General features: G+C 42.8%; 23 protein-coding genes. 13 read left to right on the plus strand and 10 right to left on the minus strand.

Translation table 11 applies throughout. The annotated features are described in order from the left end of the window. Positions 1-850 precede the first annotated feature (850 nt). Positions 851-1747, minus strand: a complete 897-nt coding sequence (locus BK120_RS13705; protein ID WP_076268082.1) for a diacylglycerol/lipid kinase family protein — start codon at positions 1745-1747, stop codon at positions 851-853. 314 nt (positions 1748-2061) lie between these two features. Here BK120_RS13705 and BK120_RS13710 point away from each other — a divergent pair, with 314 nt between their 5' ends. From BK120_RS13710 to BK120_RS13745, 8 genes are all read left to right on the plus strand, one after another. Next, on the plus strand, positions 2062-2436 hold the full coding sequence (locus BK120_RS13710; RefSeq protein WP_076268083.1) for a BlaI/MecI/CopY family transcriptional regulator: 375 nt from the start codon (positions 2062-2064) through the stop codon (positions 2434-2436). A gap of 13 nt (positions 2437-2449) precedes the next feature. Continuing rightward, entirely contained in the window at positions 2450-3970 is a 1521-nt protein-coding gene (locus BK120_RS13715) for a M56 family metallopeptidase (RefSeq protein WP_256710901.1), read from the plus strand. Between the two features lie 166 nt (positions 3971-4136). Further along, the gene (locus BK120_RS13720; RefSeq protein WP_076268085.1) at positions 4137-6095 is read left to right on the plus strand and encodes a serine hydrolase domain-containing protein; all 1959 of its coding nucleotides are present in this window, start codon (positions 4137-4139) and stop codon (positions 6093-6095) included. Positions 6096-6151: 56 nt separating this feature from the next. Next, positions 6152-6826: a response regulator transcription factor gene (locus BK120_RS13725; protein ID WP_076268086.1), complete on the plus strand. Its 675-nt coding sequence runs from the start codon at positions 6152-6154 to the stop codon at positions 6824-6826. Continuing rightward, on the plus strand, positions 6823-8175 hold the full coding sequence (locus BK120_RS13730; protein ID WP_076268087.1) for a sensor histidine kinase: 1353 nt from the start codon (positions 6823-6825) through the stop codon (positions 8173-8175). Before BK120_RS13725 ends, BK120_RS13730 begins: the two co-directional genes overlap by 4 nt. 160 nt (positions 8176-8335) lie before the next feature. Continuing rightward, positions 8336-8821 (plus strand): RNA polymerase sigma factor, encoded by a 486-nt coding sequence (locus BK120_RS13735; protein WP_076268088.1) that lies wholly within the window; start codon positions 8336-8338, stop codon positions 8819-8821. A 1-nt stretch (position 8822) separates the two neighbouring features. Further along, positions 8823-9794, plus strand: coding sequence for a hypothetical protein (locus BK120_RS13740; RefSeq protein ID WP_076268089.1), 972 nt, complete (start codon positions 8823-8825; stop codon positions 9792-9794). A 241-nt stretch (positions 9795-10035) separates the two neighbouring features. Continuing rightward, a complete protein-coding gene (locus tag BK120_RS13745; RefSeq protein WP_076268090.1) occupies positions 10036-11397 on the plus strand; it encodes a sodium-dependent transporter in 1362 nt (453 codons plus the stop codon). A 57-nt stretch (positions 11398-11454) separates the two neighbouring features. On the opposite strand, the gene BK120_RS13750 is transcribed toward BK120_RS13745, so the two are convergent. Next, positions 11455-12204, minus strand: coding sequence for a class I SAM-dependent methyltransferase (locus tag BK120_RS13750; protein WP_076268091.1), 750 nt, complete (start codon positions 12202-12204; stop codon positions 11455-11457). 334 nt (positions 12205-12538) lie between these two features. Between BK120_RS13750 and BK120_RS13755 the strand changes: the two genes are divergently transcribed. Continuing rightward, positions 12539-13633: a glycosyltransferase family 2 protein gene (locus tag BK120_RS13755; RefSeq protein WP_076268092.1), complete on the plus strand. Its 1095-nt coding sequence runs from the start codon at positions 12539-12541 to the stop codon at positions 13631-13633. Continuing rightward, positions 13630-14244, plus strand: coding sequence for a glycerol-3-phosphate acyltransferase (locus BK120_RS13760; RefSeq protein WP_076268093.1), 615 nt, complete (start codon positions 13630-13632; stop codon positions 14242-14244). The genes BK120_RS13755 and BK120_RS13760 overlap by 4 nt, the downstream gene beginning before the upstream one ends. Before the next feature lie 97 nt (positions 14245-14341). Here BK120_RS13760 and BK120_RS13765 read toward each other — a convergent pair whose 3' ends face one another. After that, positions 14342-14803 (minus strand): VOC family protein, encoded by a 462-nt coding sequence (locus BK120_RS13765; RefSeq protein WP_076268094.1) that lies wholly within the window; start codon positions 14801-14803, stop codon positions 14342-14344. 205 nt (positions 14804-15008) lie between these two features. Between BK120_RS13765 and BK120_RS13770 the strand changes: the two genes are divergently transcribed. Both BK120_RS13770 and BK120_RS13775 read left to right on the plus strand, forming a co-directional pair. After that, the gene (locus BK120_RS13770; protein WP_076268095.1) at positions 15009-15857 is read left to right on the plus strand and encodes a methyltransferase domain-containing protein; all 849 of its coding nucleotides are present in this window, start codon (positions 15009-15011) and stop codon (positions 15855-15857) included. Between the two features lie 169 nt (positions 15858-16026). Next, positions 16027-16314, plus strand: coding sequence for a hypothetical protein (locus tag BK120_RS13775; RefSeq protein WP_179089801.1), 288 nt, complete (start codon positions 16027-16029; stop codon positions 16312-16314). Between the two features lie 148 nt (positions 16315-16462). On the opposite strand, the gene BK120_RS13780 is transcribed toward BK120_RS13775, so the two are convergent. Continuing rightward, positions 16463-17320 (minus strand): SDR family oxidoreductase, encoded by an 858-nt coding sequence (locus tag BK120_RS13780; protein WP_076268097.1) that lies wholly within the window; start codon positions 17318-17320, stop codon positions 16463-16465. 94 nt (positions 17321-17414) lie between these two features. Then, positions 17415-18434: an alpha/beta hydrolase gene (locus tag BK120_RS13785; RefSeq protein WP_256710889.1), complete on the minus strand. Its 1020-nt coding sequence runs from the start codon at positions 18432-18434 to the stop codon at positions 17415-17417. A gap of 305 nt (positions 18435-18739) precedes the next feature. Here BK120_RS13785 and BK120_RS13790 point away from each other — a divergent pair, with 305 nt between their 5' ends. Next, a complete protein-coding gene (locus BK120_RS13790) occupies positions 18740-20191 on the plus strand; it encodes an amidase family protein (RefSeq protein WP_076268098.1) in 1452 nt (483 codons plus the stop codon). Positions 20192-20415: 224 nt separating this feature from the next. On the opposite strand, the gene BK120_RS13795 is transcribed toward BK120_RS13790, so the two are convergent. The 5 genes from BK120_RS13795 to BK120_RS13815 form a co-directional block, all read right to left on the minus strand. Continuing rightward, positions 20416-20625, minus strand: a complete 210-nt coding sequence (locus tag BK120_RS13795) for a YrzA family protein (protein WP_076268099.1) — start codon at positions 20623-20625, stop codon at positions 20416-20418. A 52-nt stretch (positions 20626-20677) separates the two neighbouring features. Next, positions 20678-22051 carry a sugar porter family MFS transporter gene (locus tag BK120_RS13800; RefSeq protein WP_076268100.1) on the minus strand — a complete coding sequence of 458 codons (1374 nt, stop codon included), beginning with the start codon at positions 22049-22051 and terminating at the stop codon, positions 20678-20680. 233 nt (positions 22052-22284) lie between these two features. After that, positions 22285-23619 (minus strand): response regulator transcription factor, encoded by a 1335-nt coding sequence (locus BK120_RS13805; RefSeq protein WP_076268101.1) that lies wholly within the window; start codon positions 23617-23619, stop codon positions 22285-22287. Beyond that, complete coding sequence (locus tag BK120_RS13810) at positions 23594-25045, minus strand: sensor histidine kinase (RefSeq protein WP_076268102.1); 1452 nt, start codon at positions 25043-25045, stop codon at positions 23594-23596. The genes BK120_RS13805 and BK120_RS13810 overlap by 26 nt, the downstream gene beginning before the upstream one ends. Further along, positions 25042-26037, minus strand: coding sequence for a sugar-binding protein (locus tag BK120_RS13815; RefSeq protein WP_076268103.1), 996 nt, complete (start codon positions 26035-26037; stop codon positions 25042-25044). Before BK120_RS13815 ends, BK120_RS13810 begins: the two co-directional genes overlap by 4 nt. Positions 26038-26075: the final 38 nt, after the last annotated feature.

A 26075-nucleotide genomic window follows, 5' to 3' on the forward strand; every position in this document is an offset into this window, starting at 1 on the left:
TTGAAGTGTTAAGAGAGCGGAATCCATATCCGAAAGTTGAGCAATATGAGCTGAAGTGTTCAAAGAGCGGGATCTATTACCGAAAGACGAGTAAAATGAGTTGAGCTCTTCGAAAAGCGAAAACTATATCCGAAAGACGAGCAATGTGAGCTGAAGAGTTCGAAGAGTGGATATGTGTCTGAAAGACAAGTAACATACAGTGAAGTGTTGATAGAGTGGGATTTTGCATCGGAAGAACTTGAATAAAAGCGGCAATTTCGAGGTTGCAAGGTTTTGAGCAGTGCTAACGGACATTAGTTCCGCTAAATAATGATTTAAGGCGGTTTTGAGAATGTAACGGACATGAGATCCCTTATTTACGATAAAATCTCTAATATTACACAGATTTATAGCAAATAGCGGAACCTATGTCCGTAAAACTCGCAAAAGAGGCTAATATTCACAAATAACGGAACCTATGTCCGTAAGATAAGCAAAATGAGGTTAAATGTTCAAAGATTGGGATCAATGTCCATACGACGAGCATAATGAGCTAATATGCACAAATAGTGGAACCTATGTCCGTAAAATAAGCAAAATGAGCAGAGGCTAGCCATTACGTCTTACATTCATCTGTCCAATCTTGGTAGGTAACCTTGCTCTAAGGCTAGTATTTGTCCTCGTAACAACGACGAATGGACCTATCGTTGTAAAATCCGAAAAGGCTTGTAATGCTCCATTGACAAGGACACCTATCACGCCGACCCTACTGACCCCACCAATTTCAGCGTTCCTATTGGACTACATCGATTCCATCCGTTCCACTAGCCGATTAAATTGATTTTGATCTACAAATAACTACGGACTAGGACTACACTGTAGCCTCTTCCGATACAATCACCTGAATATGACGCGGCATACTGCTTATATGGATGGGCAAGGAGGGACCTTCTTCACCATCAACGTTGGTTCTGACTGATTCAGACGAGCTTATACTTACATTTTTGGCTGTAAAATAAACCACGTCTTTATGATTTTTGAAATTGCCGAACAGCAATGACAGGCTGGCTGTGATCGTATTGAATATAGTCAAATCCTTGATAATAAAACAGTGAAGCAGACCATCGTCAACAGCCGCGTCGGGTGCCAACCTCTCAAATCCGCCTACTGAATTGGTTAACGCAGCGAGAAAGAGTGGAGATTCTCCTTCCCATGTTTCTCCATCATATTGAATGTGAAGAGGATGAGTCGGCTGGTTCATAAGCTCTTTGATCCCTTCTTTTACGTAGGCTAAAGCGCCGAGCCGAGATTTATCGTCTGACGTAACGGAAGAGAGTGATTCAGCAAATGAGCCTACAGCAACGGTGTTGACGAACAATTGGTCATTTAATTGGCCCAAATCTACTATTTTTATTCGGGAAGAAGAGAGGGTATGAATAGCTTTGTCAGGAAGAAGCGGTATTTGTAATGCGCGAGCAAAATCATTAACAGTTCCAAGTGGGACTACTCCAAGCTTTGGAAGATGTTCTTGATTGATAAGTCCATTAATCGTTTCGTGAAGCGTGCCATCCCCTCCGATTGAAACGACCAAATCATAACTGTCCTCACACGCAGATATACAAAACAGGGTTGCGTCCTGTTCTTTTGCCGTCTCCTTGATCGTAACGTCGTATCTTTGATCAGCCAAAAGGTCTTCCACGTTTCTGACATAGTTTAGTGCCTCTTCTTTACCAGAAGTGGGATTAATAATGATCATCGCTTTTTTCATAAATAGTATCCTCTCTATGGACATTTCTATCAAATTCGTTCGTTAACACTTACTATTACCCCTCAAGGTTCGTCGTTAATCTGAAAGACTTGGAGAAAACGAAGTATAATTTTTGGGGGTGTAGGGTAGTAGACTTAAGAATTGAAGTTTTGAAGTCTAGAAGTCTTGAAGTCTTGAAGTCTTGAAGTCTTGAAGTTTTGAAAAATTGAACAACATGAGTGGTGGCAATAATACGCAGGAATGATTTGACAGTGGGAGGTTACTGTTGTAAACTCAAATCAGAGTCTACATACGTAACCTTGAGGAGTGGGATGATGAGCGGCTTAGTTTCAAAGATAACGGATTCAGAGCTTGAGGTTATGCGTGTATTATGGGAAGCAGGGACCGAGCTGCCTATATCTGAAATTAGGAAATGTCTTGAAAAATCAAGCAGCTGGGAAAGCTCTACAATAAAAACCTTGCTTCGGAGATTGTGTGAGAAGGGTGTAGTCATTGCAACCAAGAAGGAAGTGTTCTATTACAAGCCACAAGTGAGCGAGCAAGAATATAACGAGCATGCGACACAAACATTAATTGATCGTTTATATTCCGGAAGTGCAAAAAGTCTAGTGGCAACGCTATTAGGAGGCAATAAGCTAAATGATGCTGACATTAAGGAGCTGCGTACCTTATTTAAGGTAGGTGACTGAATTGAATGACATCATGAAGCTTATATTGTCGCTTTCGATATCAGGAAGCATCCTCTTCTTTTTATTGTTTCTAATGAAGCCAATAATCAAGCATAAACTCTCGAAGTCGCTTCAGTATTACATCTGGATCGTGGTTCTCCTAAGATTGACGATTCCGTTTTCGTTTGATGGGAGTATTATGAATGATGTTTTTAACAAAAATCCATTTCTAACAAGCCTCAGCTCACAAGGTGAAGAGGCAGCCAAATCTGAAATGGTGATAGACCAGACTCATGCAGACCAGACTCATGCAATCACCCCACCTCAAGCAAATAATGCTCAAGTAGTAGAAAGTATCAGATCTGCTGGTTCAGAAAAATTTGTGATTACAATAATTAAGCAATATGCCATTTACGTTTGGTTAATTGGGACCTTACTATCACTCTTTATAAAATTAAGAGGCTACACTCGATTTTTAAAGCATATGGAGACAACTAGCAAGCCTGCATATGATTGGGAAAATAGGATGCTTGGCATGATGTTACATGGACGGTATAAAGTGAAGCTTGTACGCAACTCTTACATCACCACTCCTATGCTTATAGGCATTATAAGGCCGACAATCATCTTACCGGATACCCACTTCAATGAAGTTCAGCTCAAAAATATTTTGATTCACGAAATCACACATCTCAAACGGTTTGATATTGTTGTAAAATGGTTTTCCATGCTCGTTACTTCTCTGCATTGGTTTAACCCCGTAGTTTATTTTGTAGAAAAAGAGATCAACCGTCTTTGTGAGCTGTCTTGCGATGAAATGGTTATTCGTAAATTCACCTCTTCAGAGAAGCAGGAATACGGTGAAACCTTAATTGCGGTAGCCTCAAATGAACAATACCCCGTTGGAGGATTACAGGCTACTTTTAGCGATGAGAAGACGATTTTAAGAGAAAGGCTGGTGGCTATTATGCGACCTAGCAAAAGATCGACATTCATAATATTATCCTCATTCGTATTAGCTGCAGTCGTCATTATTAGTGCTATTGCACTTGGTGCTAGTGTGGGAGCTAGCAATTCCAATATAAGCAGCAGCATCAGTCCTGTTGAAGCACCCGCAATTATCATCTCACATGAGAGAAATGCTGATCCCATCGAAAATTATACAATTCTAAAATCAAGTTGGAATGGGGTTAAATATGATCGAATGTCCTTTTACCAAGCAGCTTGGCATAGTGAGCCTACCCTTCTAACAGGTCTGCGTCGTTTAAAGCCAGGCGAGAAATTGAAAGTCGATTTTGGAGAAAATACACCAGATAAAGTTACAGTGAAAATGGCTTTTTTGACTGAAAGCTTTGAGCAATCGTTATTGCCGATTGAAGAAGTTGCCGTAAACCATGTTAATGGCAAGTATGAATTCATTAATCCACCAACAGCTGTGAGCGACATTCCGACAACTGGCCGAGTTTATAGCATCACAGCCGCTTGGGGGCAAAATAGCTGCGAATATGTTTTTGCTTCGGATGGAAAGTTTGATTACGAGCAGTTTCCCGAATAAATAGATGGTTTATTACGATTAAGAGTCACCCAAGCAGCATGCGGGCGGCTCTTTTTTTGTGAAAACTAGCGAGGTTCACTCTGCGTTCACAAGCTTATGTTATGCTCTCACAAGCAAGTCGAGAGTAGGTTGTCAAAAAAAATACGCAGAATGTTGGAGGCTTATCATGTTATCGATTATGAAGAAAATAGGTTACAAAATGATGTTAGTCACTTTACTTGTAGCTGTTGCAGGTTCGAGTTTATTCGGAGCTCAGGCGTCGGTATCAGCAGCGCAATCCATACCCGTAAAGTCTGAGGGAGAAGCCAATTCTCTAAACGATGCCGCTGGGCTAACGGCGTTCATTGATGGTATTATGAAAGTGCATATGGACAATTTCAAGTTTCCAGGTGCGGTTATTTCAATCGTCAAGGATGGGGAAATCCTGCTCGCTAAGGGGTATGGTTACTCTAACCTCGAGAAGAACCAGCTGGCGAACCCAGAGACAGATCTATTTCGAATCGCTTCAACAACGAAGCTGTTTACTTGGACCGCTGTGATGCAGCTTGTTGAGCAAGGCAAGATCGATCTGGACACAGACATCAATAACTATTTGAAAACGGTGAAAATACCGAAAACCTATTCAGAGCCGATTACGATGCGTCATCTAATGACCCATACCGCTGGCTTTGAAGAAGGCGGAGTCGGCTATCAAATTACTACAGATCCTAAAAAGCTGCCGGTATCGATTTCGGAAACGCTTGCCAAGCATATGCCGGCACGAGTAAGACCTCCGGGCGAGATGTCGTCTTATTCCAACTATGGCGCCGCGCTAGCAGGATTAATCGTCGAGGAAGTTAGCGGGACAGCGTACAATGATTATATTCAGAAATATATTTTTGATCCGCTCGATATGAAATACGCTACTATTCAAGAGCCTATTCCTGCTGCATTAGAAGCTTTTTCTGTACCGGGATATGCTAAGGAAAACGGTGCATATGCAGCTCAGCCGCCAACGTTTGAGGGTGGATTTCGGCCTGCGGGATCAGCTGCAGTATCCGCGATGGATATGGCTCATTTCATGATTGCTCATCTTCAGAATGGACGTTATGGAGAAAAGCAAATTTTGAAGCCAGAAACAGCCTTATTGATGCATGCACCGGCTTTCCAGTTCCATAAGGATTTACCGGCAATCGATCTTGGTTTCTATGAACTGAACATGAACGGCCGGAAAGTTATATCCCATGGCGGAGCAGATTTGCAGTTTAATACAGAGCTATATCTCGTTCCAGATAAGCAGATTGGCATTTTTGTTTCCTACAATGGAGGGGACGGCTCATTAGCAGCGGATGGGCTCGCAAAAGCCTTTTTAGACCGCTATTTCCCAGCCGAGGAAGTCAGCCTGCCACCAGTATCCGCTGAACTTAATGATGCTGTACAGAAATATGCGGGTTCCTATCAATTTACTCGTCGCAATCATACCGATATTGATAAGTTTTATAGTTTTATGTCCAAGATCGGTGTATCAGCTTCCGGTAATCGTTTACTCATTGGGAGTGGTGCTGAACAACAAGTATTTGAACCTATTGGACCTGATGTATTTCAACAAGTAGGCGGAGAGGGACGGATTGGATTCCGCACCGACGAATCAGGAAAAGTCACTCATTTGCTTCTTGATTTCTTACCTACAATGCCGCTTGAACGCGCGTCGCTGCTGGATCAAACATCGTTCTGGTTTCCATTGCTTGGCATCTCAGTCTTTCTATTTATTACGGTGATACTGGGCTTCCTAAATCGCAGACGTGAAATCAGCGCGATGCCGAAAGAGCAGAAGTGGGCATTTCGACTGTCTGCAGCCACCGCCGTCTGGGCACTTACAACCATTGTGGCGACGCTTGTTGTCGTGATGAATATGGATATGCTCACTCGACTTAGCCGCATTACACAGTCGTTGAATCTTTATTTGTTTATACCTATTCTACTCGTTGGATTTACTTTGGCGATGATCGTTATGAGTGTGCTTGCTTGGAAAAACAGCTATTGGACAGTCCTAAGACGCGTGCATTACTCTCTTATTATGCTAGCGGCAGTAGCACTCAGTTTGTTTTTCTATCATTGGAACTTGCTTGGATGGCATTTTGGTTGAAACAGCAATCCGCCCATATGGGAGGCGCATGTTAAAGAGGGGAGACGTACATCTTAATGGCCAAAATTCTGATCGCGGATGACGATGCACATATTCGCGAATTGATGTCTTTATTTTTGAAAAACGAAGGTTTCCAAATTTTAGAGGCAAAAGACGGTGCGGAGGCGCAAGAAATTTGGGAAAACAATCAAATTGATATGGTTATCCTCGATATTATGATGCCTCACGTAGACGGATGGGAATTGTGCAGGGAGATCAGGCGCATCGATTCCAATATCCCTCTTCTGATGGTCACAGCTAAGGGAGAGTCGGGGCAGAAAGTGAAGGGGTTTCAGCTTGGCACGGACGATTATTTAACGAAGCCGTTTGATCCGATGGAGCTTGTGATGAGAGTAAAAGCGCTGCTGAAGCGTTACATGATTGTCTCATCACAAACGGTACAGCTTGGCGGCGTTACCCTCAATCGCCGCAACTATCAAGTGATTCGAGGTGAAGAAACGCTAAATCTGCCGTTGAAGGAATTTGAGCTGCTGTTTAAAATGGCGAACCATCCCGGACAAATTTTTACGAGGGAACAGCTGATCACTCAGATCTGGGGCAAAAATTATGAAGGTGACGACCGAACCGTCGATGTTCACATTAAACGGCTAAGGGAAAGATTTGCTGGCGATGCACAACATTTTCAGATTGAAACCGCCCGTAGTCTGGGGTATCGGCTTGTCATTACATGATCAATACGTTATATGTCCGCATCATTTGCACGTTTCTGGCTGTCATCATATTCAGCTTGTTGTCTTCATTTTTTATAGGCTTTTTTATATTCAAGAAAGAAATAAACCATGTCGGTCAGAACGACATGCTTGCAGCAGGAGAGGAAATAATTACTCTCTATGAACAAACAAGGCCGGATGATCTGAGTGTTTTCCTAACAAGAATGGTAAAGGTGTCCGCTTATCCAATCCACATGTATGATGCATCCGGAAATGTTACGATCTATGCTTTAAACAATACGAGTAATGTGAAAATTGCGCCGGAAGCTGTTCAGCAAGTGCTTCGAGGGCAATATTATCGCTCACCTGGTAAGGAAGGTCAAACATTCGTTGGTATTCCTTTTCCCATCGATGGGAAGACACAGGCCATGTTTATGCAGTTTTCAGCGCAAAATGAAGATATTATAAATCGAATGCTGCTGCTCATACTGTTTCTTGGCTTATTTATTGGGAGCCTATGCATCCTCATTGCGGCTCGTTATTTGGTGAAACCGATTCAAGCGATGACACAAGCGACCAAGAGGCTTGCCAAGGGAGATTTCGATGTGGAAATCAAACTGAAAAGCGCGGATGAAATAGGAGTCTTAAGCCATAGCTTTAATGAAATGGCGAGTGAACTGAAACAGCTGGAGCAGATGCGGCAGGATTTTGTATCGAATGTATCACACGAAATTCAAACTCCGCTAACGTCTATATCGGGTTTTGCAATGGCGATGAAGAACAACAGCTTGGTAGCAGAAAATAATCGTAATTATTATTTGGATATTATTATTATGGAGAGCGGGCGGCTATCGAGGCTTAGCGATAATTTGCTGAGGCTTGCCTCGCTTGATTCCGATCAGCATCCATTCGAGCCGATGACGTATAATCTCGACGAGCAAATTAGGCAAATCGTCGTTACTTGCGAGCCTCAATGGTCGGCCAAAGATATTCGCATCGAATTAGAATGGGCGAACACGATCAAGATTACAGCAGATCCGGATCAATTGAACCAAGTATGGATGAATTTACTCGGCAACAGCATCAAGTTCACGCCTGAAGGCGGATTTATCGAAATTTCTATAACTCAATCCGGTACCGAAGTAATATTCACAATAACCGATTCAGGTATTGGCATTGCGGCGGATAAGCTTGAACATGTGTTTGAGCGGTTTTATAAGTCGGACCAATCGCGCAACCGCAATATTAGCGGCAATGGTTTAGGGCTTGCGATCGCCAAAAAAATTGTTACGCTTCATCATGGAACGATTGAAATGAAAAGTAGGCTAGGCGAAGGTACGACAGTAATGGTATGTTTGCCCATTCAATAATAAATGGAGTGATCGGTCAAATGACCGATCATTTCTTTTTTTTAACATACTGTAGAACCCAATTTGAAACTAAAAAACGATTTTTCAAAAAAAAGTAAAAACAATATGTGACCAATCTACGTTCTTAATTGTGTTAAGGGGTAAAGGAGGTCATATTACAATGCCAAGCAGTTCGCTCCGGCCGGGCGTGGATTTTGGGGAAACCTATCTTTTATACGGCAAAATGCTTTACCGAATTGCAATGATTCACCTCGGAAACAAAGAGGACGCAGAAGAAGCCATGCAGGAAACATTTGCGAAATTGTTGTATAAATCACCTGAATTCAATGATCAGAATCATAAAAAGGCATGGCTCATAAGAGTCATCACGAACCAGTGTAAAAATATGTTAGGCAGCTTATGGCGAAGACGTGTAGTGAAGATGGAAGAAATGAATGATTTTTTTGAATCGGAAACGGACCGTACCGTTATGGATCATGTCATGGTATTGCCGTTTAAATTCAAAGCGGTGATTCATCTTTATTATTATGAGGATTACTCAGTCAACCAAATTTCAGACATTTTGCAAATTAGTGAGTCTGCAGTAAAGATGCGTTTGCAACGGGGAAGGCAGCGGTTAAAGCTGGAATTGGAAGGAGAACGATAATATGGATCACAAGGCGTATAAGCATGTTATGGATCAAATAGAGCCGGAGGCAGATTTACAGAATAGAATCGCTCAACAGCTGCTTCGTCAGAAACCAGCGAGTCCATTTCGAATCAAACGATTTCAATATATTGTGGGTAGTTTACTGTTGGTCGTTATCCTTGGATGGATAATTTCGGATAGGTGGATGAGTGATAATAAACTACTTATTGATATAACGGAGCCCATTGAACAAAGAGACCCGGTTGAACCTATAAACGACCCGAATGCGATTACGATTCCGAAAATAAAGCTTCCAGATCAATCAAATGCCATGGCTGATATGATCGGTCTAATCGTTTATAAAGGCAATATTTATACACAAACGCACACTCGCATCTCTGCGGAAAATGCGAAGGAGCTGCGCGGCGACAAGCTTGGACGTACAAAAGCTGGTATTGACGAGTGGAGCAAGCAAACAGATTATGTTGAACTAGCTTCAACGATTGGCGTTGCTGACATTTATTCCGTTAACGGATATGATAGTGATTTTAGAATTATGTCCTACCAAGAACATGACGGGCAAATTTATGCTGAATTGTACGAACATCTAAATGGCATTACGATTGCGAATGGCGAAGATTTAATAGGAAAAACGAAAGTAAAGGAACATATGGAATCAGTAAGATGGCAGGATTATAATAGCTGGAATTATAGTAAGCCGCATTTTAATAAATTCCCAATCGATCAAACGCTTCATTCGTTCATGACAGCATTGTATGATGCTAAACCTATTGATGGGGATAAACTGTACAAGGAAGGCATATACAACGAAGGTGCGCAAAATCAGAAGGTTTTGTTCTTTAAGCTGAAGGATCAGACGGAAGTGCAAATGTGGTTGTTTAAAGGAAACTATGTGAAATATTCAAATGCACCTGTCTTTTTTCAGTTAGAGCCGGCAGCTTTCTCAGCGCTGTGGGATCGTTTGCAATAAGGCAGCAAGTTTTTTGGTAATAAAATATCGACAATAAAGGTTGACCTTTCGTTGTTACCGTACTATAATTCCGTAGACTATTAATAGCGAAAGAGCGATAAGCAGGAAACAAAATTTGTTTTCAATTAGGGTGGTACCGTGTGAATAGCCTCGTCCCTATCGTTAAAGATAGAGATGTGGCTTTTTTTGTCTTTCACATTTTTTAAAAAAGACATAATAAAAATAGACTGGATTGATTTGTATGCAAACATCAGCGCAATGGACATCGAAGATTGGTTTTATTTTATCCGCGGCAGGCTCTGCTATTGGAGTAGGCGCAATATGGAAGCTCCCCTATGTTACGGGAATAAGCGGGGGAGGGGCATTTTTTCTTCTATTTATTTTATTCACTTTTTTTATGGGTTTTCCATTGTTATTAGCAGAGTTTGTAATCGGGAGAAGCACACAAAAAGAAGCCATTAGTGCTTATCGCAGCTTAGCTCCTCATAGCAATTGGCATTGGATCGGAAAGCTCGGGGTATTTACCTGCTTTCTTTTATTATCTTTTTATAGCGTTATTGGCGGTTGGATTGTTATTTATTTTGCAAAAGGTATGTTTGGCGGAATTATTAGTGAAGGTGCAAATTATGGAGCGGTTTTTAACGATACTATTGCTAATCCTATTTTAGTTATTGCGGCACAATTTGTGTTTTTGGCTTTGACAGTTGTTGTCGTGGCAAAAGGGATTCAAAATGGGATTGAAAAGGTGAGCAAAATTTTGATGCCAGCTTTATTTGTACTCTTTATCGTACTCATCATTCGCTCACTTACACTGGATAACGCGATGGAAGGTGTGAAGTTTTTTCTAGCACCTGATTTCTCAAGGATCACATCCCAAAGTGTATTGTTTGCGATGGGTCAAGCTTTTTTCTCCTTAAGTGTCGGAGTATCCGTCATGGTTACATACAGCTCTTATTTGTCAAAAAAGGAAAGTTTGATTCAACCGGCTATTTCTATCGTAACCATGAATTTGTTGATTGCATTATTAGCGGGATTGGCCATCTTTCCGGCTGTATTTTCTCTAGGTTTAGAACCAGCGGAAGGACCTGGCTTGTTGTTTGTTGTCTTGCCCGCGGTATTTGATCAAATTATTTTTGGGGAAGTTTTTTTATTAGGCTTTTTAGCGTTATTTTTATTTGCAACATTAACGTCGGCCTTCTCGATGCTAGAAATCATTGTAGCTTCTATGGTTAAAGGCAAAGAGGAGAAGAGAACAAAATATGCCTATATGCTTGGTGCATTCATATTTGCGGTAGGCATTCCGTCTGCGTTATCCTATAGTGCTTTTGCCGACATTTTAATCTTTTCGAAAAATCTATTTGATTCAGCAGATTATTTAGTTAGTAATATTTTGATGCCGCTTGGCGTGTTTTTGATTTCGATTTTTGTACCGCTTAAAATGAAGAAAAGCACACTGCGAGAGGAGCTATTGCAGCATTCTCGTTTTGGCGCCACTGCCTTTACTATTTGGTTTTTTATTATCAGGTTTATTATTCCTCTAGTCATTATCATCGTATTTCTTGATATTACTGGTGTGCTTGATAAGATAACTTCATTATTGTAGCATCCAACATTATGAGCAAAAAAAAGGGATACCCATAACCGGGTATCCCTTTCTATTTTATTTCCTTGCTGTAATCATAAATCGTTCTGAATTTGTTCTGATTCCTTTTTCGGTTTGGTTGTTTTTAATAAATTGTTGAAGGATTTGAAAATCAGTCTCGGATTGTCCGAAGTTCGGAATAATTGGCGTGTGTTTCAATAGAAAAATGAAGTCTTCAGCCGTCTCAAAATAATCGGTTGCGTTGTATTCAAATGACTGAATGTCTGTGAAGCCTGCATCAGCTAACTCCGCAATATATTGATTTTTCAAGACACCTTTTTTTGTACCAAATGACTGTCCTCTTCCGAATGCCTCTTTAAGGTTGAGCTTATCGTGCTCACTAACCTGTTGGGTGAAAAATACACCATCGTTCACCAATACTTTTGCGATTTCTCTGGCAGAAAATGCGGAATGTCTGCAAGAGACTATATTGAAAAAGTGGTCAGGAAAATCGAGCTTCTCCGCATCCATTTGTAAAAAGCGTATATTTGATTTATTTGATTGATTTAAGTTATTTAATGCGGTCTCAATCATGCCTGTGGAAAGATCAATGCCAATTAAAAGCAAAGCTGAATCTGCTAATGATAATAATGCTTCCCCGCCGCCAGTGCCGATATCAAGCAAAAGATCAGACTTCTTGCACGACTGGATGACTTCATCATAAAAATCCCATGCGACTCCTTCTGAGACAGATTTCACTTTGCTGAAATCCCAACCGTTGATTTTCCCGACTTGATCATAAAATTGTTTGTATTCTACTGCATTCATATTTCTTCCACCTTCCAATGAGGATAATAAAAAACGAATGGATTGCTGCCGTTATCCGTTCAAAATTTAGTTTCATGTGGTCAGAAGGACAGACGATCCCCTCTGCAGCTGGCACGCGTTTTATCCAGCCCGGAAACTAATTACTTCGAACCATTCGGAAAGACATTCCATTCACCTCGCTTGAAAGATTGTTCTCATTATATGGCGAAGTGAGCTTATCAATCAAGCCATCGTGCAAAAAGTACCGTTCCCCATATGGATGGAGGAATCAATGAAACTAAAATAATACAGACGGCCCCTTCATATACATAAATACATGAGGGGGGATTAGAAAATGTGGATGCTCATTCTAATGCTAGTCGGATGTCTCTCTGGTTTTTTTCTGTTCAGAAAAAACACTCTGACCGTCACGAATCAGACAGATCAGAGCGTACGGAAACTGTCCATTATTATTCCAGCTAGAAATGAAGAATGTAATTTACCACATTTGCTTGAATCCCTTAAGTCGCAAACGGTTCAACCCTTTGAAATTATTGTGGTAGATGATTATTCCGATGATCGAACCAAAGAAATAGCTGAAGGCTATGGGGTAAAAGTTATTTCAAATAGCAGCCTCCCTAAAGGCTGGACAGGTAAGAACTGGGCGGTATGGAATGGATATTTGCATGCTTCTGGTGATATGTTTGTATTTTTAGATGCGGATATAAGACTGGCACCTAACGCCTTGGCTTCATTAATAAAGGCTAGGGAGCGATCGAAGGGTGTTATTTCTGTTGTTCCTTTTCATCACACCGAGAAGCTATATGAGAAGCTTGCTTTGATTATGAATGTGCTTGGGATATTTGCGTTTACATCGGTCTTTGAAAAGAAAAACCCAATGAAAGGGCTCTATGGCTCCTGCATTGTCGCATTAAGGGAGGATTACGAAAAAATCAATGGCCACGAAAGCGTAAAAGCTGAAGTGCTGGACGATTTGTTTCTAGGCTCGAAATTTATGGCAGCGGGGGTTCCAGTCACTAATTTTATCGGATATGGCTTGGTTTCATTCCGCATGTATCCGCAAGGCATTCAAAGCGAAATTGAAGGATTTAGCAAAGGGGCGGTGTTAAGCACTTCGACGCTTAGTCCGTGGACGATTATTCCGATAGCTATTTGGGTGGTAGGATTGCTTCTATCGGAAACGGTGTTTATATTTGCGAGTACTTCATGGGCTTTGCCTCTCTTAATCGGTTATTTCGTCTATATGATTCAATTATTTTACTTTACGAAGTATGTAGGCGCTTTTGGGCTCGTTATTCCGCTGCTCCATGTCTTTGCTTCGTTATTTTTTATCATTGTTATGCTTTATTCCATGTATCAGGTGGTTATTCTAGGGCATGTAAGTTGGAAAGGCAGGCACATCCGGGTAGGGGGCAAGAGGGACCTATGATCATATTATGGATTGCGGGTTCATTTCTATCGGGTTCTCTTATGTTTTCGTACTGGCTTGGTCTGCTTCGCAAAAAAAACATAAAAACGGTTGGCGACGGCAACCCTGGTGCTTTGAATCTTTGGAAGTCATCTGGATATAAATTCGGTGTGGCCGGTATTTTATTGGATTTTTTGAAAGGGTACTTGCCGGTGCTTTTTATAATGGGAAGCAGCTATAATCATGGTTATCTAATCGTTCCGCTTGCCATCGCGCCTGTCGCAGGGCATGCCTTTTCTCCTTTCCTGAAAGGGAAGGGCGGCAAAGCCATTGCTGTCACATTTGGTATATGGAGTGCGCTCACGGGGTTCGAGGTTTCTTTGGTTTATGCCGTAATTCTAGCGCTGATGGCCGGTGTGAGCCGTATGATATATAAAAACAAGCCTAAATCCACTGAGGCGGATGGCTTGCAGGTTGTGGTTGGCATGCTGCTTCTTTCCGTTTATTTGTATATAAGGATGTTCTCGGCTGCCATACTCCTCGTATGGCTTGGAAATTTTGCAATTCTTGTTTATAAGCACAGAGTTGAAATAGGGAAGTCGTGGAAAAAAGTATATGACAAAGGTGTCTAAAATGAAAAAGAGATTGTCTCTTAAGGTGATGCCTTCCGAGACAATCTCTTTAATCATCTTCCCGCCAAACGAGCATTCATCTGGTGTTGTATTTATACTACGAACGGTGGTTTTCTCGCATAGCGCCCAATACGATGTGATAACCATCAGGGTCTTTGATATAAGCGTTTTTAAATTCGTGATTGCCGTGAGCATCAGTAAACGGTTCGACAGCAATATGTCCGCCAAGCCTACGCACTTCCTCAATAAGTGAGTCCAAGTCATCCCAGCTCACATGAATAAATGTATCCCATCCATAGTCGGGGCCTTTCCATTCCGTTGGGTAGTCTGGACGTTTTTGTGAGCGTGCATTAGGTCGTACATCTTCTGGGGAAACCGCCTGTTGTAGAATCACGGTCATTCCGTCTCGTTCCGCATGTCCCCAGTTATCGATATGGCAGCCGAGCACATCACGGTAGTATTCCTGGGATTTCTTTAAGTCCGAGACCAGCCGCACTTGGATGGTGTGACCGAATTTTGCTTTTTGACCTGTAAGTGTCTTTGCAGCTTGCTCGCTCATTTTATTTCTCCTTCGTCACCAGAAATTTTTCTAAGCATGCCTGACTATATTCGTTTATTCACCAAAGTTTTCCTGCAAGATGGTTTGAAAAAGGGATCGGAGTTGTGATTGATCCTGATGGAAACCGAATAGAAAATAAATAGGCGTTATAACATGGTAAAATGAAAAATAGAGATTCGAATTCAAGCGGTTGGAAAGGGGATTTATGGACAACGACGAAACGATTCAAACCATTGTGAACTGTATGGCTGTTATTGGTGAGGATACTTCGATACAAAAAATACAGACGGAGCATCGACTGAAATTAGCACAATTTTGGGGCATAACAAAAGGCAGTAGAGTGCTCGAAATAGGCTGCGGGCAAGGGGATACAACAGCAGTTCTTGCCTTTTTGACTGGAGAAAGCGGCTATGTTCAAGGGATTGATATTGCTTCCCCTGATTATGGAGCTCCGATCACATTAGGTGAAGCTTATGAGCATTTGAAAAGATCTGAGTTAGGAAATCGACTAGAAATGAGCTTTGAGGTTGATATTTTATCCAATAAGATAAATTATCCTGATCAATCCTTCGATTTTATTGTATTGTCTCATTGCTCATGGTATTTAGAATCGTTTGAACAATTAACGAGCATTATGGAAAAAGTGAAGAAATGGGGGAAACAGCTTTGTTTTGCTGAATGGGATTTAAGAGTTCAATATCCGGAGCAAACTCCTCATTTCTTAGCGGCTTTAATCCAAGCACAATGTGAATGTTTTAAGGAAAACAGCTCGTCTAATATACGCACGCTATTTTCTCAAAGTGATATTCGAAGTATTATAGTGAACGCTGGCTGGGATATAATTGATGAAATATCGATATATTCCTCGGAGTTACAAGATGGCAAATGGGAAATTAATATGACATTAGAAGATTATCCACATGAGTTGAAAGCTCTTACCAAAATACCAAGCAAGCTAAAAACGCTCATTAACTCGGAGATTGGTTTACTTCAAGAAGCGGTGAAGCAAGATCATACAAAACCATTGTCGACTTTTGCATTGGTTGCACGATAATGTGAATGCTGGAAATGAATATTTATACGTTTGTAACGCTAGCTTGAATATAGATAAAAGTCCAAATCTATAAAACAATCAAATGTCTGGTTACAAAAGATAGAGTTGGTTCATATGTTGTAAGTATCTTCTAGAGGAGGTATTACAAATATGCCAAAAGAAAAGAAAAATGCAAAAAACAGCTCAACAGGCAATCGTAGCGAAGGAAACCGTACAGGCGGTAACCGTACCGGTGGAAATCGCACGGGAGGCAATCGTACAGGTGGAAATCGCACGGGAGGAAACCGTACAGGCGGTAATCGCACGGGAGGAAACCGTACAGGCGGTAATCGCACGGGAGGAAACCGTACTGGAGGAAACCGTACCGGAGGAAACCGTACAGGCGGCAACCGCACGGGAGGAAACCGTACTGGTGGAAATCGTACCGGAGGAAACCGCACAGGCGGCTATCCTTTAGGTGACACAGCCCCAGGCAACGAAGTTTAATTGATGCAGATCAAGCTATAGTTTTGTAGAAGCTATGCTTGAACAAGATGGCAGCTCATGACTCTTAGAGAAATGAGCTGCTTTTCTTTTCAAAGATTCATAGGATGTGGCTGAGCGACTCAACCTTTACCCTTGCGCGTCATTTCAGACAGCTCATCCCATTGCTTATCGGACACCTCTGCTAAGCTGTTGAATTGCCCTGCACCTTGCAGCCACTCGCCGCCATCAATCGTTACAACTTCACCATTCAAATAATGTGCGAAATCCGAAACTAAATAGGCGGCTAAATTAGCTAGTTCTTCTTTATCGCCAACACGTTTTAAGGGGATGCGGCTTATCATCTTCTCCTCAAGCTCAGGAGTGGGAGAAAGGCGAGACCAGGCGCCTTCTGTCGGAAAGGGACCTGGTGCAATCGCAACTTGGCGAATGCCGTAAGGTGCCCATTCAACGGCGAGCGATCTTGTAAGCGCAAGAACGCCAGCTTTTGCAGCAGCGGAAGGTACAACATATCCCGAGCCGGTAGAAGCATAGGTGGTGACGATGTTCAACATCGTACCGCCTCTTCCTTGTTCAATCCACCGCTTGCCCATCTCCAGAGTCGTATAAAAGGTGCCGTGTAAAACAATATGTAAGATCGTATCTACTGCTCTTGGAGAGAGCCTCTCGGTAGGACTGATGAAATTTCCTGCAGCGTTGTTGACGAGGATATCGATATGTCCAAAATGGTTCTCGACGGCTTCAATCAGCTCATGAACTTGTGATGGATCGCGAACGTCACAGCTTTTGTAGTAAACGGTGCTGGTGGGCAAGCTCATTTCTTCAGCCGCTTGCTTCAATACTGCCTCACGGCGGCTGGCGATTGCGAGTTTAGCGCCTAACGCAACAAATTTCTCACCCATGGCGCGTCCCAGTCCGGTCGCTCCTCCCGTTATGAGAACGACCTTTCCTTGCAATAAATCGTTTGTAAATGGTCCCAAATGCACACCCTCCTCTGAATCAGAATGATACTGTCTGTATATTCATATCAGGGAGTGGTATAGGTTATGTGCAAAATAAAGAATCATTTAGACACTATCCATTCATAACATATCGACTGAGAAATGCCGCCACTTTTTGTTCATAGGCTGTTGTATCCGTACCATAGGACATGCCGTGACCAGCACCCTCGGCGATATAAATATCTTTGTCAGCTTTACAAGCTTCATAAAGCCTCCACACCATTTCTGTAGGTACAAAAGTATCGGCGGAACCATGAATAAAGAACATGGGCAGCTTATTTTTATCCAGCTGCTTGATTGCAGATGCCTCCTCGAAGCTATAACCTGCTTTAAGGCGGGTTAATAAGCTAGTTGCAGGCAAAATCGGAAAAGCAGGCAGCTTGTACATCCGCTTTAGTTGATAAGAGAGCTGATCGGTAACAGACGTATAGCCGCAGTCCTCCACAATGACCTTGACTTGTTTTGGAACGTTTTCACCGCTTACCATCATCACAGTCGCTCCACCCATCGAAATGCCGTGCAGCACAATTTGCACCGATTCACCAAGTTTCTGTACGACCTCGTCTATCCAAAGGAGATAATCCTTCCGATCTGGCCAGCCGAAGCCGATGTAATCGCCTTCACTATCGCCATGACCTCGATCATCAGGCATGAGCACGTTATACCCAAGCCTGTCATAATAAAATTTAGCGAAGCTGCCCATATCTTTCCCTTGCGAGGAATAGCCGTGTGCAAGAATGACGGTTTTGGACGTCAAAGTTTTGGCTTCAAGGTAATAGCCGACCAAGGAGAGACCGTCACTTGAAGTAAGGTGCCAAATTTCATATGCTTGTTTTTCTATCCATTCTACCCCTATAGCCTCAACCGGTGTTGGTCCAGTTTCGTCTGTTAGCGCAATGGCAGCTTGATCATCCGTTTCCTTTTCTCCGTGAATTTGCGCTAAATCCTGATTATTGCTTAAAAATGCTTTGGAGTTTCGTTTGATTGCCACGTAATAGAAATAATAACTAATCACAGTAAGTAAACCGATAAAAAGGACCGCCAAACCTCCTATTCCAAGTACAATTCTGCTCATCAGCATCGTCATAGTCATTCATTCCTCCAAGTAGGCGGTTATGTGTGAATTTGTTCTATGTCTCTATCATACTGAAGAAAGCTGCTAAAAGGGAGCGGATTGTTGAAGTAATGGTTTGAGTGTGGAGAATATAAAGGTATTGCCAGCTTCTTTATGGAATCAATCGTTATTATTGTTTCTTTTCTAATGAAAATCATTCCTTGCCTGCAATATTTCTTGTCTAAGCTCATTAGCTTGCTTTTATCAATGATGTTCATTACCAAAAAATAGTATATACTAGGCTCATATCGTACATATTCGGGTTGATGAGGGGTATAAGAGGCATGGAAATCGTAGAGGCAACCATTTCGTCCATTCAAGCCGCTTTGGAATCTGGCGAGATCACATCTCGCGAACTTGTACTATTTTATTTTGACCGAATTGCAGCGCATGATAAAGATGGACTCACGATAAATTCGGTGCTTGAGCTTAACCCCGATGCTTTATTTATAGCTTCTGCATTAGACAGCGAACGAGCTGTCCAAGGCCCAAGAGGTCCGCTTCACGGCATCCCCATCATGCTCAAGGATAATATTAATACAGGGGATAACATGCATACGAGCGCTGGCTCGCTTGCGCTTGCCAATTCCTATGCGGGAGTAGATGCTTTTATTGTAAAAAGGCTGCGCGAAGCGGGGGCCATTATATTAGGGAAAGTGAATATGACGGAGTTTGCTAACTTTATGACAGATGGAATGCCGTCTGGCTATAGCTCACGGGGCGGCCAAGTTCTTAATCCTTACAACATATCTACGCCGACAGGCGGATCAAGCGCTGGTTCAGGCGTCGCGGTGGCTTGTAATTTTTGTATGGCTTCGATTGGCACGGAAACCTCAGGATCGATCTTAAATCCAGGCAATTTAAGCTCAACCGTGGGCATTAAGCCGACCGTTGGACTGGTGAGCCGATCAGGCATATTACCACTCTCAAACTCACAGGATACTGCGGGTCCAATGGCAAGAACTGTAACGGATGCAGTGATCTTATTAAACGTTATAACGGAGCATGATGACAGGGATGCTGCAATGGGTGCGGGGTACTTTAAAAAACATAAGGATTATCGTGTTTTCCTTGATCCGAAAGGTCTTGAGGGTGCACGAATTGGCATTCCTAGAGATTATTTTTTTGAGGAATTAACGGACGAGCAGCTAGCCATATTTAACGACGCAGTAGAGGTGATGAGAAAACAAGGCGCGGTCATCATTGACCCGGCTGATGTAAGAACTGCTAGGCAAATCGTTTATTCATCGGTAGTGCTGAATGAATTCAAATCCTCGATAAACGCATATTTGTCCAAGCTGCCTCCAAACGGCAAAATTCGCTCGCTCAAGGACATTATTGCTTTTAATAACGAGCATCCGGTTGAAACCTTGAAGTATGGACAGTCTACTCTGCTGTTAGCAGAAACGACGACTTCAGGTACGCAGACTGAGCTTCCTTATCTTCGAGATCGGCTTGCAGATCTCCGTTTATGCAAGGAAGAGGGAATAGATGCGACGATGAAGGAGCATCAGCTTGACGCGCTGCTTTTTCCTGCTGACTTTGGTGCAAGGATTACATCGCGTGCAGGTTATCCATCAATTGTCGTGCCAGCTGGCTATACTTCAAAAGGAGTGCCATTTGGTGTGACATTCGCTGCGAGGGCTTTTGAGGAGCCGATGCTCATTAAACTCGCCTATGCATATGAGCAGCACAGCAGGATGAGGCGTCCGCCTTCATTAAAGAGCTATATTTAATGGGATAGGACGAGATGCCGCATCTCGACTATTATACGTTTGACGGAGATTTGACTTAGAGCTTTTTTAGTGCGCATCAAGCAAAAACGCCTTCGGCGTCCTTTAGACGCTGTGTAGCTTTGACGGTGAAATATAAGATAAGTATGAGAAAAAGATATCCTTTCCTATATTTTAAAAAATCCTCTCGACTGTTGGAGTCGGGAGGATTTGTATGCCTTATAGCGCTATTTCTTCGCTTTAAAGTGAACAACCGCACTATAAAGCATCTTTTCGATTTTAGGATTAAAAACAGCATGATGGCTGACGTGGAACACCTCTAGCAGCAAACCTTTATTATTTTCAATTTGCTGATCGATTTTTAACTCTAGCGTCTTCAAGTCATAGGCTTCAAAAAATTCGATCTTATTTTCAATTAAATCTAGTCGGAAGTCCATTTGTTTATCTCCTATAAATAGATTTATAACCTAAACCCATTATACAGAGATATTACTTCGCCCACAAAGCTTCAATTTCTTCAAGTGATTTTCCTTTGGTTTCCGGTACAACACGCCATGTAAACAAGAAGGCGAGCAAGGCCATGCCGCCATAAATCCAGAACGTAGCGGCTGGTCCAGCAGAGCTAAGCATAGGCGGAAACGACTGTGAAACGAGATAATCCGCTGCCCAGAGCGCCATTGCAGCAATAGCAGTCGCTTTTCCGCGAATACGGTTAGGGAAGATCTCAGACATGATGACCCATACGACCGGTCCAAGCGAAATAGCAAATGAAGCCACATACAATAAAATAAAGATAAGCACGAGTGGACCTGCTGCATGTCCCGTTTGAAAAGCGATGCCTATAACAATCAAACAAATCGACATGGAAGCCGAACCAACGAGCAGAAGCGCTTTGCGTCCTACTTTATCAATGAGCCATAGAGCAACGAGGGTGAACAATAAGTTGATAAAGCCGACCAAAATCGTTTGGATCAATGAAGCGTTTGTTCCTGCGCCTGTTGCTTTGAAAATTTCTGGCGCATAATACATGACGGCGTTGATGCCTGTCACCTGTTGGAGCACAGCAAGTCCAACTCCTACAATTAATGCAATTCGAAGCCCAGGAGAGAATAGCTGCCGAATCGAACCGCTCTCTTGCTCGAACGAATGCTTAATATCGATCACTTCTTTTTTGGCGAGCTCTTCGCCGTGAATACGTAATAAGATCGGAAGAGCTGCCGCTGCGCGCCCTTGCTTGATCAGCCATCTTGGGCTCTCGGGCACAAAAAATAGCAAAATCAAAAACAACAAACCAGGTATAGCGCCAACTCCGAACATCCAGCGCCAAGCGGAGGCGATGCCCCATGCTTCGTCACCTGAGCCGGAAATCCATAGGTTTACGAAATAAGTAAGAAAGATGCCTGTAACGATGGCGAGTTGGTTAAGTGCAACAAGTCTGCCGCGATATTTTGCAGGTGCAATTTCGGCATTGTAAAGCGGGCATAACGTAGAGGTAATTCCGATTCCGATTCCACCAATAATCCGAGCCACAATAAACGCGGAAAAAGTATCCGGAACAGCTGAGCCAATCGAGCTGATAATAAATAGGGTCGCGGCAGCAATAAGAACCTTTTTACGTCCGAAGCGGTCTCCCAAAATACCAGACATAGCCGCGCCGACAATACAGCCAATAATTAAGCTCGATACAGCCCATCCCACTTGAAGCTTAGATAAGTCGAATCGATCCTCCATAAAACCGACAGCACCTGATACGACTGCTGTATCGAATCCGAATAATAATCCGCCAAGAGCGGAAACAATGGAAACAAGCGTCACAAATTTCATGCTTACTTGTTCATTTTTGTTAGTAATCGGCATTTCCATTTCCGTTTCTCCTCTCTGTCAAAAACCTTTCCTGCGTGAAAACGAACTTTATTATAGCATGCAAAAAGAGCGAATCCGCTCGTAAAAACCTGCATTAATGAGTGTTGTTCCCGCATTTATTTTAGACATTGCAAGCACAGGGAAACGAATAAAGAGAACTAGCATTTTGTTGTCATCCCAGCACAAAAAAGTCCATGTCGTTGCAGCATGGACTTTACTTTTTTGCTCATTTTTTATCCCCGGTAGTCGGAGGGGGGGACGCCGGTCACTTTTTTAAAGACACGGCTGAAATAGTTTGGATCATTATAACCGACCTCAAAGCAAACTTCCTTTAAACTCAGTTTTCCAGTTGCCATTAACGCTTTCGCCTTTTCGATACGAAGGGTAGTGACATATTCGATAAAGGTTGTGCCTACTTGCTGCTTAAATATTTTACTGAAATAGTGTGGGTTTAGATGAACGGATTCGGCTACCTCTTCGAGTGAGAGGTCCTTCGTATAGTTGTCTTGAATAAAACGTTGTGCGCGGTCTAGCACGGATTGGGTTTGCTGCTCCCGCTGCTCTCGAATACGCTGCATTGCTGAGATAACATACGCTTCAGGTATAGCTTCCACATGTTCATGCTGCTTGTTATTACGATTCAGTGAAGGGACTGCAACATGTATCAATTCATCAAAGTGGCATATCTTGCCGCATTGCTCATAATAATTGGAGGCAAATACAGCCTCGAAATAGGATTTGCGCAAACCCTCAACACCCGAGCGCGTTTTTCCGATACCGACTAAGATATCAACCTCAAGCTGACGTGCTGCAATCGTACATAGTACTTCACCTAAAGCGGTTCCGGCTGCCTTCCAATTTGCATCCACAACAGATTTATCATGATTGATGAAGATAGCCATATGACGATCAATTAAGGAGCTTACAATACTATTCGTTAAAGATGATTTGATAAAGCTTCTAATTGTATCGTAAACTTTTTGCTTGGGATTAGCTTTGACATGCTCGGGAAATGCGATCACGATCGCACAGCCTTGTCCTAGTGGAAAGCTGAGCCATTCTGATAATTGCTCGATATCGGTATTTGTAACATGATCGACCATAAACATCATAGCGAGTTCATTTTCTGCTAAAGGCATTAATTGAGAAACTTTATGCCGCAGCTCTAGTTCGTCCGAGCGTTTCCTCTTCTCCAGCTCGAGTTCCTGTATGAGCTGCTGAAGCGTATGTATGATATGCTCGCGTTTGGCAGGCTTGACTAAATACTCTTTCACTCCGAGAGAAAGAGCTTCTTTGGCATATGCAAAATAATCATAAGCGGTCACCATGACGAACTTCACATCCGGCAAGGTATGCTTGATTTCGCGGATTGCTTCTAAGCCTTGAATGCCGGGCATATTGACATCCATAAGTACGATATGGGGGCGATATTCCTCTGCTTTTTCTATCGCGACACGTCCATTCTCGGCTTGGATGATTTGAAAGGTATTCGGAAGCATTCGTTCAATGATCAATTCCAAGCCTTCCCGCTCAAGTGCTTCATCATCCGCGATTAACAGTCTGTACATGTATGTTTTCACCGTCCTCTCTAACAGGTATTCGGATTGTGATTGTCGTTCCGATGCCCCGTTCGCTTTCAATATCGACTAATCCATGTAGACCATAAAATAGTTGGAGGCGCTTAAACACATTTTTTGTGCCAAGGCCTGTTGATTGTTCGGTGAATGCGCCAGCTTCCATTCGGAGCAGCGAATCTCGAATCTCTTCCGTCATACCGCTGCCATTGTCGGAAATGGAGATACGTACATGATGTTGATCTTGCTTTATTTCAAGGCGAATCTTCGCTCCATTCTCCATACGTTCAATGCCATGAACAAAGGCGTTTTCTACGATGGGTTGAAGCGTGAGCGCAGGGATGTGATATGACAATGCAGATGGGTCGATATCCTTCACTAGCTGAATGCGGTCGCGAAAGCGTGCTTGTTGAATGGTGAAGTACTCCTCTACATGTGCTACCTCATCTCTGAGCGTGACCGCATGCTCCAGATTGCGCAAGTTATATCTCAGTAAATTGGACATCGAAATAATGAGATCACTTGTTTTCTCGGCTCCTTCAATGAGCGCTAGCTTGGATAACACATTAAGCGTATTAAAGAGAAAATGCGGATTAATTTGGCTTTGCAGCGCTTGCAGCTCTAATTCCTTAACGAGTCGATCCTTCTCCAAGCTTGCTTTATCCCGCTCCATCAATTCGAGGAGGTCGCTCGACATTTGCTCGAATGCGCCTGATAATACGCCAAGCTCATCCTTGGCTTGCAGCTCGTTTGAGCTTTGCTTTAGATGTCCCTTGGAGATCTGCTTCGCACGTGAGACAAGACTGCTTACAGGTCCAGTAATGCTGCGTGAAATCCATATGGCAAGTAAAATGCTCAGCAGAGTGTTCGTTATGAAGACGGCGGCACCGAGCAAATACATGCGTTTATTTTCTGCTTGAATCTGCTCATATACAGGTTCATAAATGTTTAACTCCAATTCAACCAGCTGCTGGCTGTCCTCTTGTATGAAGCTTGCTGTCCTTTCCGCATTCTCGTATTGAGTGAGCGACACCTTCAACCTTTCGTCAGAAGCTGCAGTGAAAGCGTCTTGCTGCTGCTCCAAAAAAGTATCTAACAGATGAACGTAGCTAGTAACAGTGGAGGAAGATATGGAAACATTCGACTTTTCTTGGAGCAGCAAGCGCAGATCCTGAAGTCCCACTCGACTATGATCATATCGCTTTTTATTGCTGTCGTCTGGATTAAGCAAATAGCTATGCAGCGTACTTAAGTTGTTCTCTACAACCTTGGAGGACTGGTTGTACAAAAGGATACGATCGATCATTTGATTATAGCTTTGCTGAACCATCTTTCCACTTTGAAATAAAAAGAACGTAACCAAATTAATGAGCAGAACGAGTAATGGGATGAAAATGAGCAGCTTAGTCCGAATAGTCATGGGCTGGTTTCTCCATTTTCTTGAACGAAGGGCTTCTGGCCTTGTACCGATATTTTCGTATAATGCTGCACAGGAAGCTCCTTGCCATGGAGGTAATCGTTCAACTGCGATACAGCTTCATTGCCCATGTCGTAAGGCTGCTGGACAATGGTTGAATGGATGATTCCACTGCGAATAAGCTCCAAAGTTTCATCGAGCGCATCAAATGCAAAAATTTGCAGGCCTTTTGGCCGAATGCGTTCAGCGGCCTCCGCGATACCGATCGCATCGAGTGCGCTTAATCCGACCATTACATTCAGCTGTGGATAGTGCTGAAGCAGTTCCTCTGTTTCACCTGATGCTTGGAGGCGTGAAATGTTTGAGGAGCGCACCTCGACAAGATTCAGCTCGGGGTAACGTGAAATAACCTCTCGAAATCCAGCAAGCCGCAGCTGCTGATTGGGGGCTTGCTCGTTTCCGATTAAAGCGGCGATTTGCCCATGATTTCCAGCCGCTTCGGCAACCAATTCACCCATAACTTTGCCTGCATCGAAATTGTTTGTGCCGACATAAGAGAGCCTGCGGCTGCTAGGAGCATCTGTATCAATCGTTAAGACAGGAATGCCATAGCTAATCGCTTTATTAATTAAATCGATATACTGCGGGTCGCTAAGCCCCTGTACGAGCAGCGCATCAGCTTTGGCTGCAATAGCTTTCTCCAGCAGCTTCATTTGCTCCGCGGGATTAATGCGAAACGGTCCTGTATATTCAAGCTCCATCCCAAATTCAAACGCTGCATCTTTTGCGCCTCGTTCAATTGATCGCCAATATGGATTATCGATTTCTTGGGAGATGAGGACAATGTGATAAGGAGGTTTCTGGCTTACCTCGCTTGAGAGAATTGGCTGCAGCAGATCCTTTATCCGAAGCGTGGAGAGAAAGAAGCTTAGCAGAAGGCTGGAAAATACAATAAACAGAATGGCAATGCCTATGTTCCATTTACGATTAGACATTATACAACTCCCTTACTGCGTCCATTTATATCGGATTA

Source organism: Paenibacillus sp. FSL A5-0031 (assembly GCF_001956295.1).
In the GTDB taxonomy this organism is placed as follows: domain Bacteria; phylum Bacillota; class Bacilli; order Paenibacillales; family Paenibacillaceae; genus Pristimantibacillus.

Excerpts from the sequence above, each read along its gene's own strand:
- BK120_RS13705 (WP_076268082.1), bottom strand. The coding sequence starts at position 1,747 with ATGAAAAAAGCGATGATCATTATTAATCCCACTTCTGGTAAAGAAGAG.
- BK120_RS13710 (WP_076268083.1), top strand. The coding sequence starts at position 2,062 with ATGAGCGGCTTAGTTTCAAAGATAACGGATTCAGAGCTTGAGGTTATG.
- BK120_RS13715 (WP_256710901.1), top strand. The coding sequence starts at position 2,450 with ATGAAGCTTATATTGTCGCTTTCGATATCAGGAAGCATCCTCTTCTTT.
- BK120_RS13720 (WP_076268085.1), top strand. The coding sequence starts at position 4,137 with ATGTTATCGATTATGAAGAAAATAGGTTACAAAATGATGTTAGTCACT.
- BK120_RS13725 (WP_076268086.1), top strand. The coding sequence starts at position 6,152 with ATGGCCAAAATTCTGATCGCGGATGACGATGCACATATTCGCGAATTG.
- BK120_RS13730 (WP_076268087.1), top strand. The coding sequence starts at position 6,823 with ATGATCAATACGTTATATGTCCGCATCATTTGCACGTTTCTGGCTGTC.
- BK120_RS13735 (WP_076268088.1), top strand. The coding sequence starts at position 8,336 with ATGCCAAGCAGTTCGCTCCGGCCGGGCGTGGATTTTGGGGAAACCTAT.
- BK120_RS13740 (WP_076268089.1), top strand. The coding sequence starts at position 8,823 with ATGGATCACAAGGCGTATAAGCATGTTATGGATCAAATAGAGCCGGAG.
- BK120_RS13745 (WP_076268090.1), top strand. The coding sequence starts at position 10,036 with ATGCAAACATCAGCGCAATGGACATCGAAGATTGGTTTTATTTTATCC.
- BK120_RS13750 (WP_076268091.1), bottom strand. The coding sequence starts at position 12,204 with ATGAATGCAGTAGAATACAAACAATTTTATGATCAAGTCGGGAAAATC.
- BK120_RS13755 (WP_076268092.1), top strand. The coding sequence starts at position 12,539 with ATGTGGATGCTCATTCTAATGCTAGTCGGATGTCTCTCTGGTTTTTTT.
- BK120_RS13760 (WP_076268093.1), top strand. The coding sequence starts at position 13,630 with ATGATCATATTATGGATTGCGGGTTCATTTCTATCGGGTTCTCTTATG.
- BK120_RS13765 (WP_076268094.1), bottom strand. The coding sequence starts at position 14,803 with ATGAGCGAGCAAGCTGCAAAGACACTTACAGGTCAAAAAGCAAAATTC.
- BK120_RS13770 (WP_076268095.1), top strand. The coding sequence starts at position 15,009 with ATGGACAACGACGAAACGATTCAAACCATTGTGAACTGTATGGCTGTT.
- BK120_RS13775 (WP_179089801.1), top strand. The coding sequence starts at position 16,027 with ATGCAAAAAACAGCTCAACAGGCAATCGTAGCGAAGGAAACCGTACAG.
- BK120_RS13785 (WP_256710889.1), bottom strand. The coding sequence starts at position 18,434 with ATGACTATGACGATGCTGATGAGCAGAATTGTACTTGGAATAGGAGGT.
- BK120_RS13790 (WP_076268098.1), top strand. The coding sequence starts at position 18,740 with ATGGAAATCGTAGAGGCAACCATTTCGTCCATTCAAGCCGCTTTGGAA.
- BK120_RS13795 (WP_076268099.1), bottom strand. The coding sequence starts at position 20,625 with ATGGACTTCCGACTAGATTTAATTGAAAATAAGATCGAATTTTTTGAA.
- BK120_RS13800 (WP_076268100.1), bottom strand. The coding sequence starts at position 22,051 with ATGGAAATGCCGATTACTAACAAAAATGAACAAGTAAGCATGAAATTT.
- BK120_RS13805 (WP_076268101.1), bottom strand. The coding sequence starts at position 23,619 with ATGTACAGACTGTTAATCGCGGATGATGAAGCACTTGAGCGGGAAGGC.
- BK120_RS13810 (WP_076268102.1), bottom strand. The coding sequence starts at position 25,045 with ATGACTATTCGGACTAAGCTGCTCATTTTCATCCCATTACTCGTTCTG.
- BK120_RS13815 (WP_076268103.1), bottom strand. The coding sequence starts at position 26,037 with ATGTCTAATCGTAAATGGAACATAGGCATTGCCATTCTGTTTATTGTA.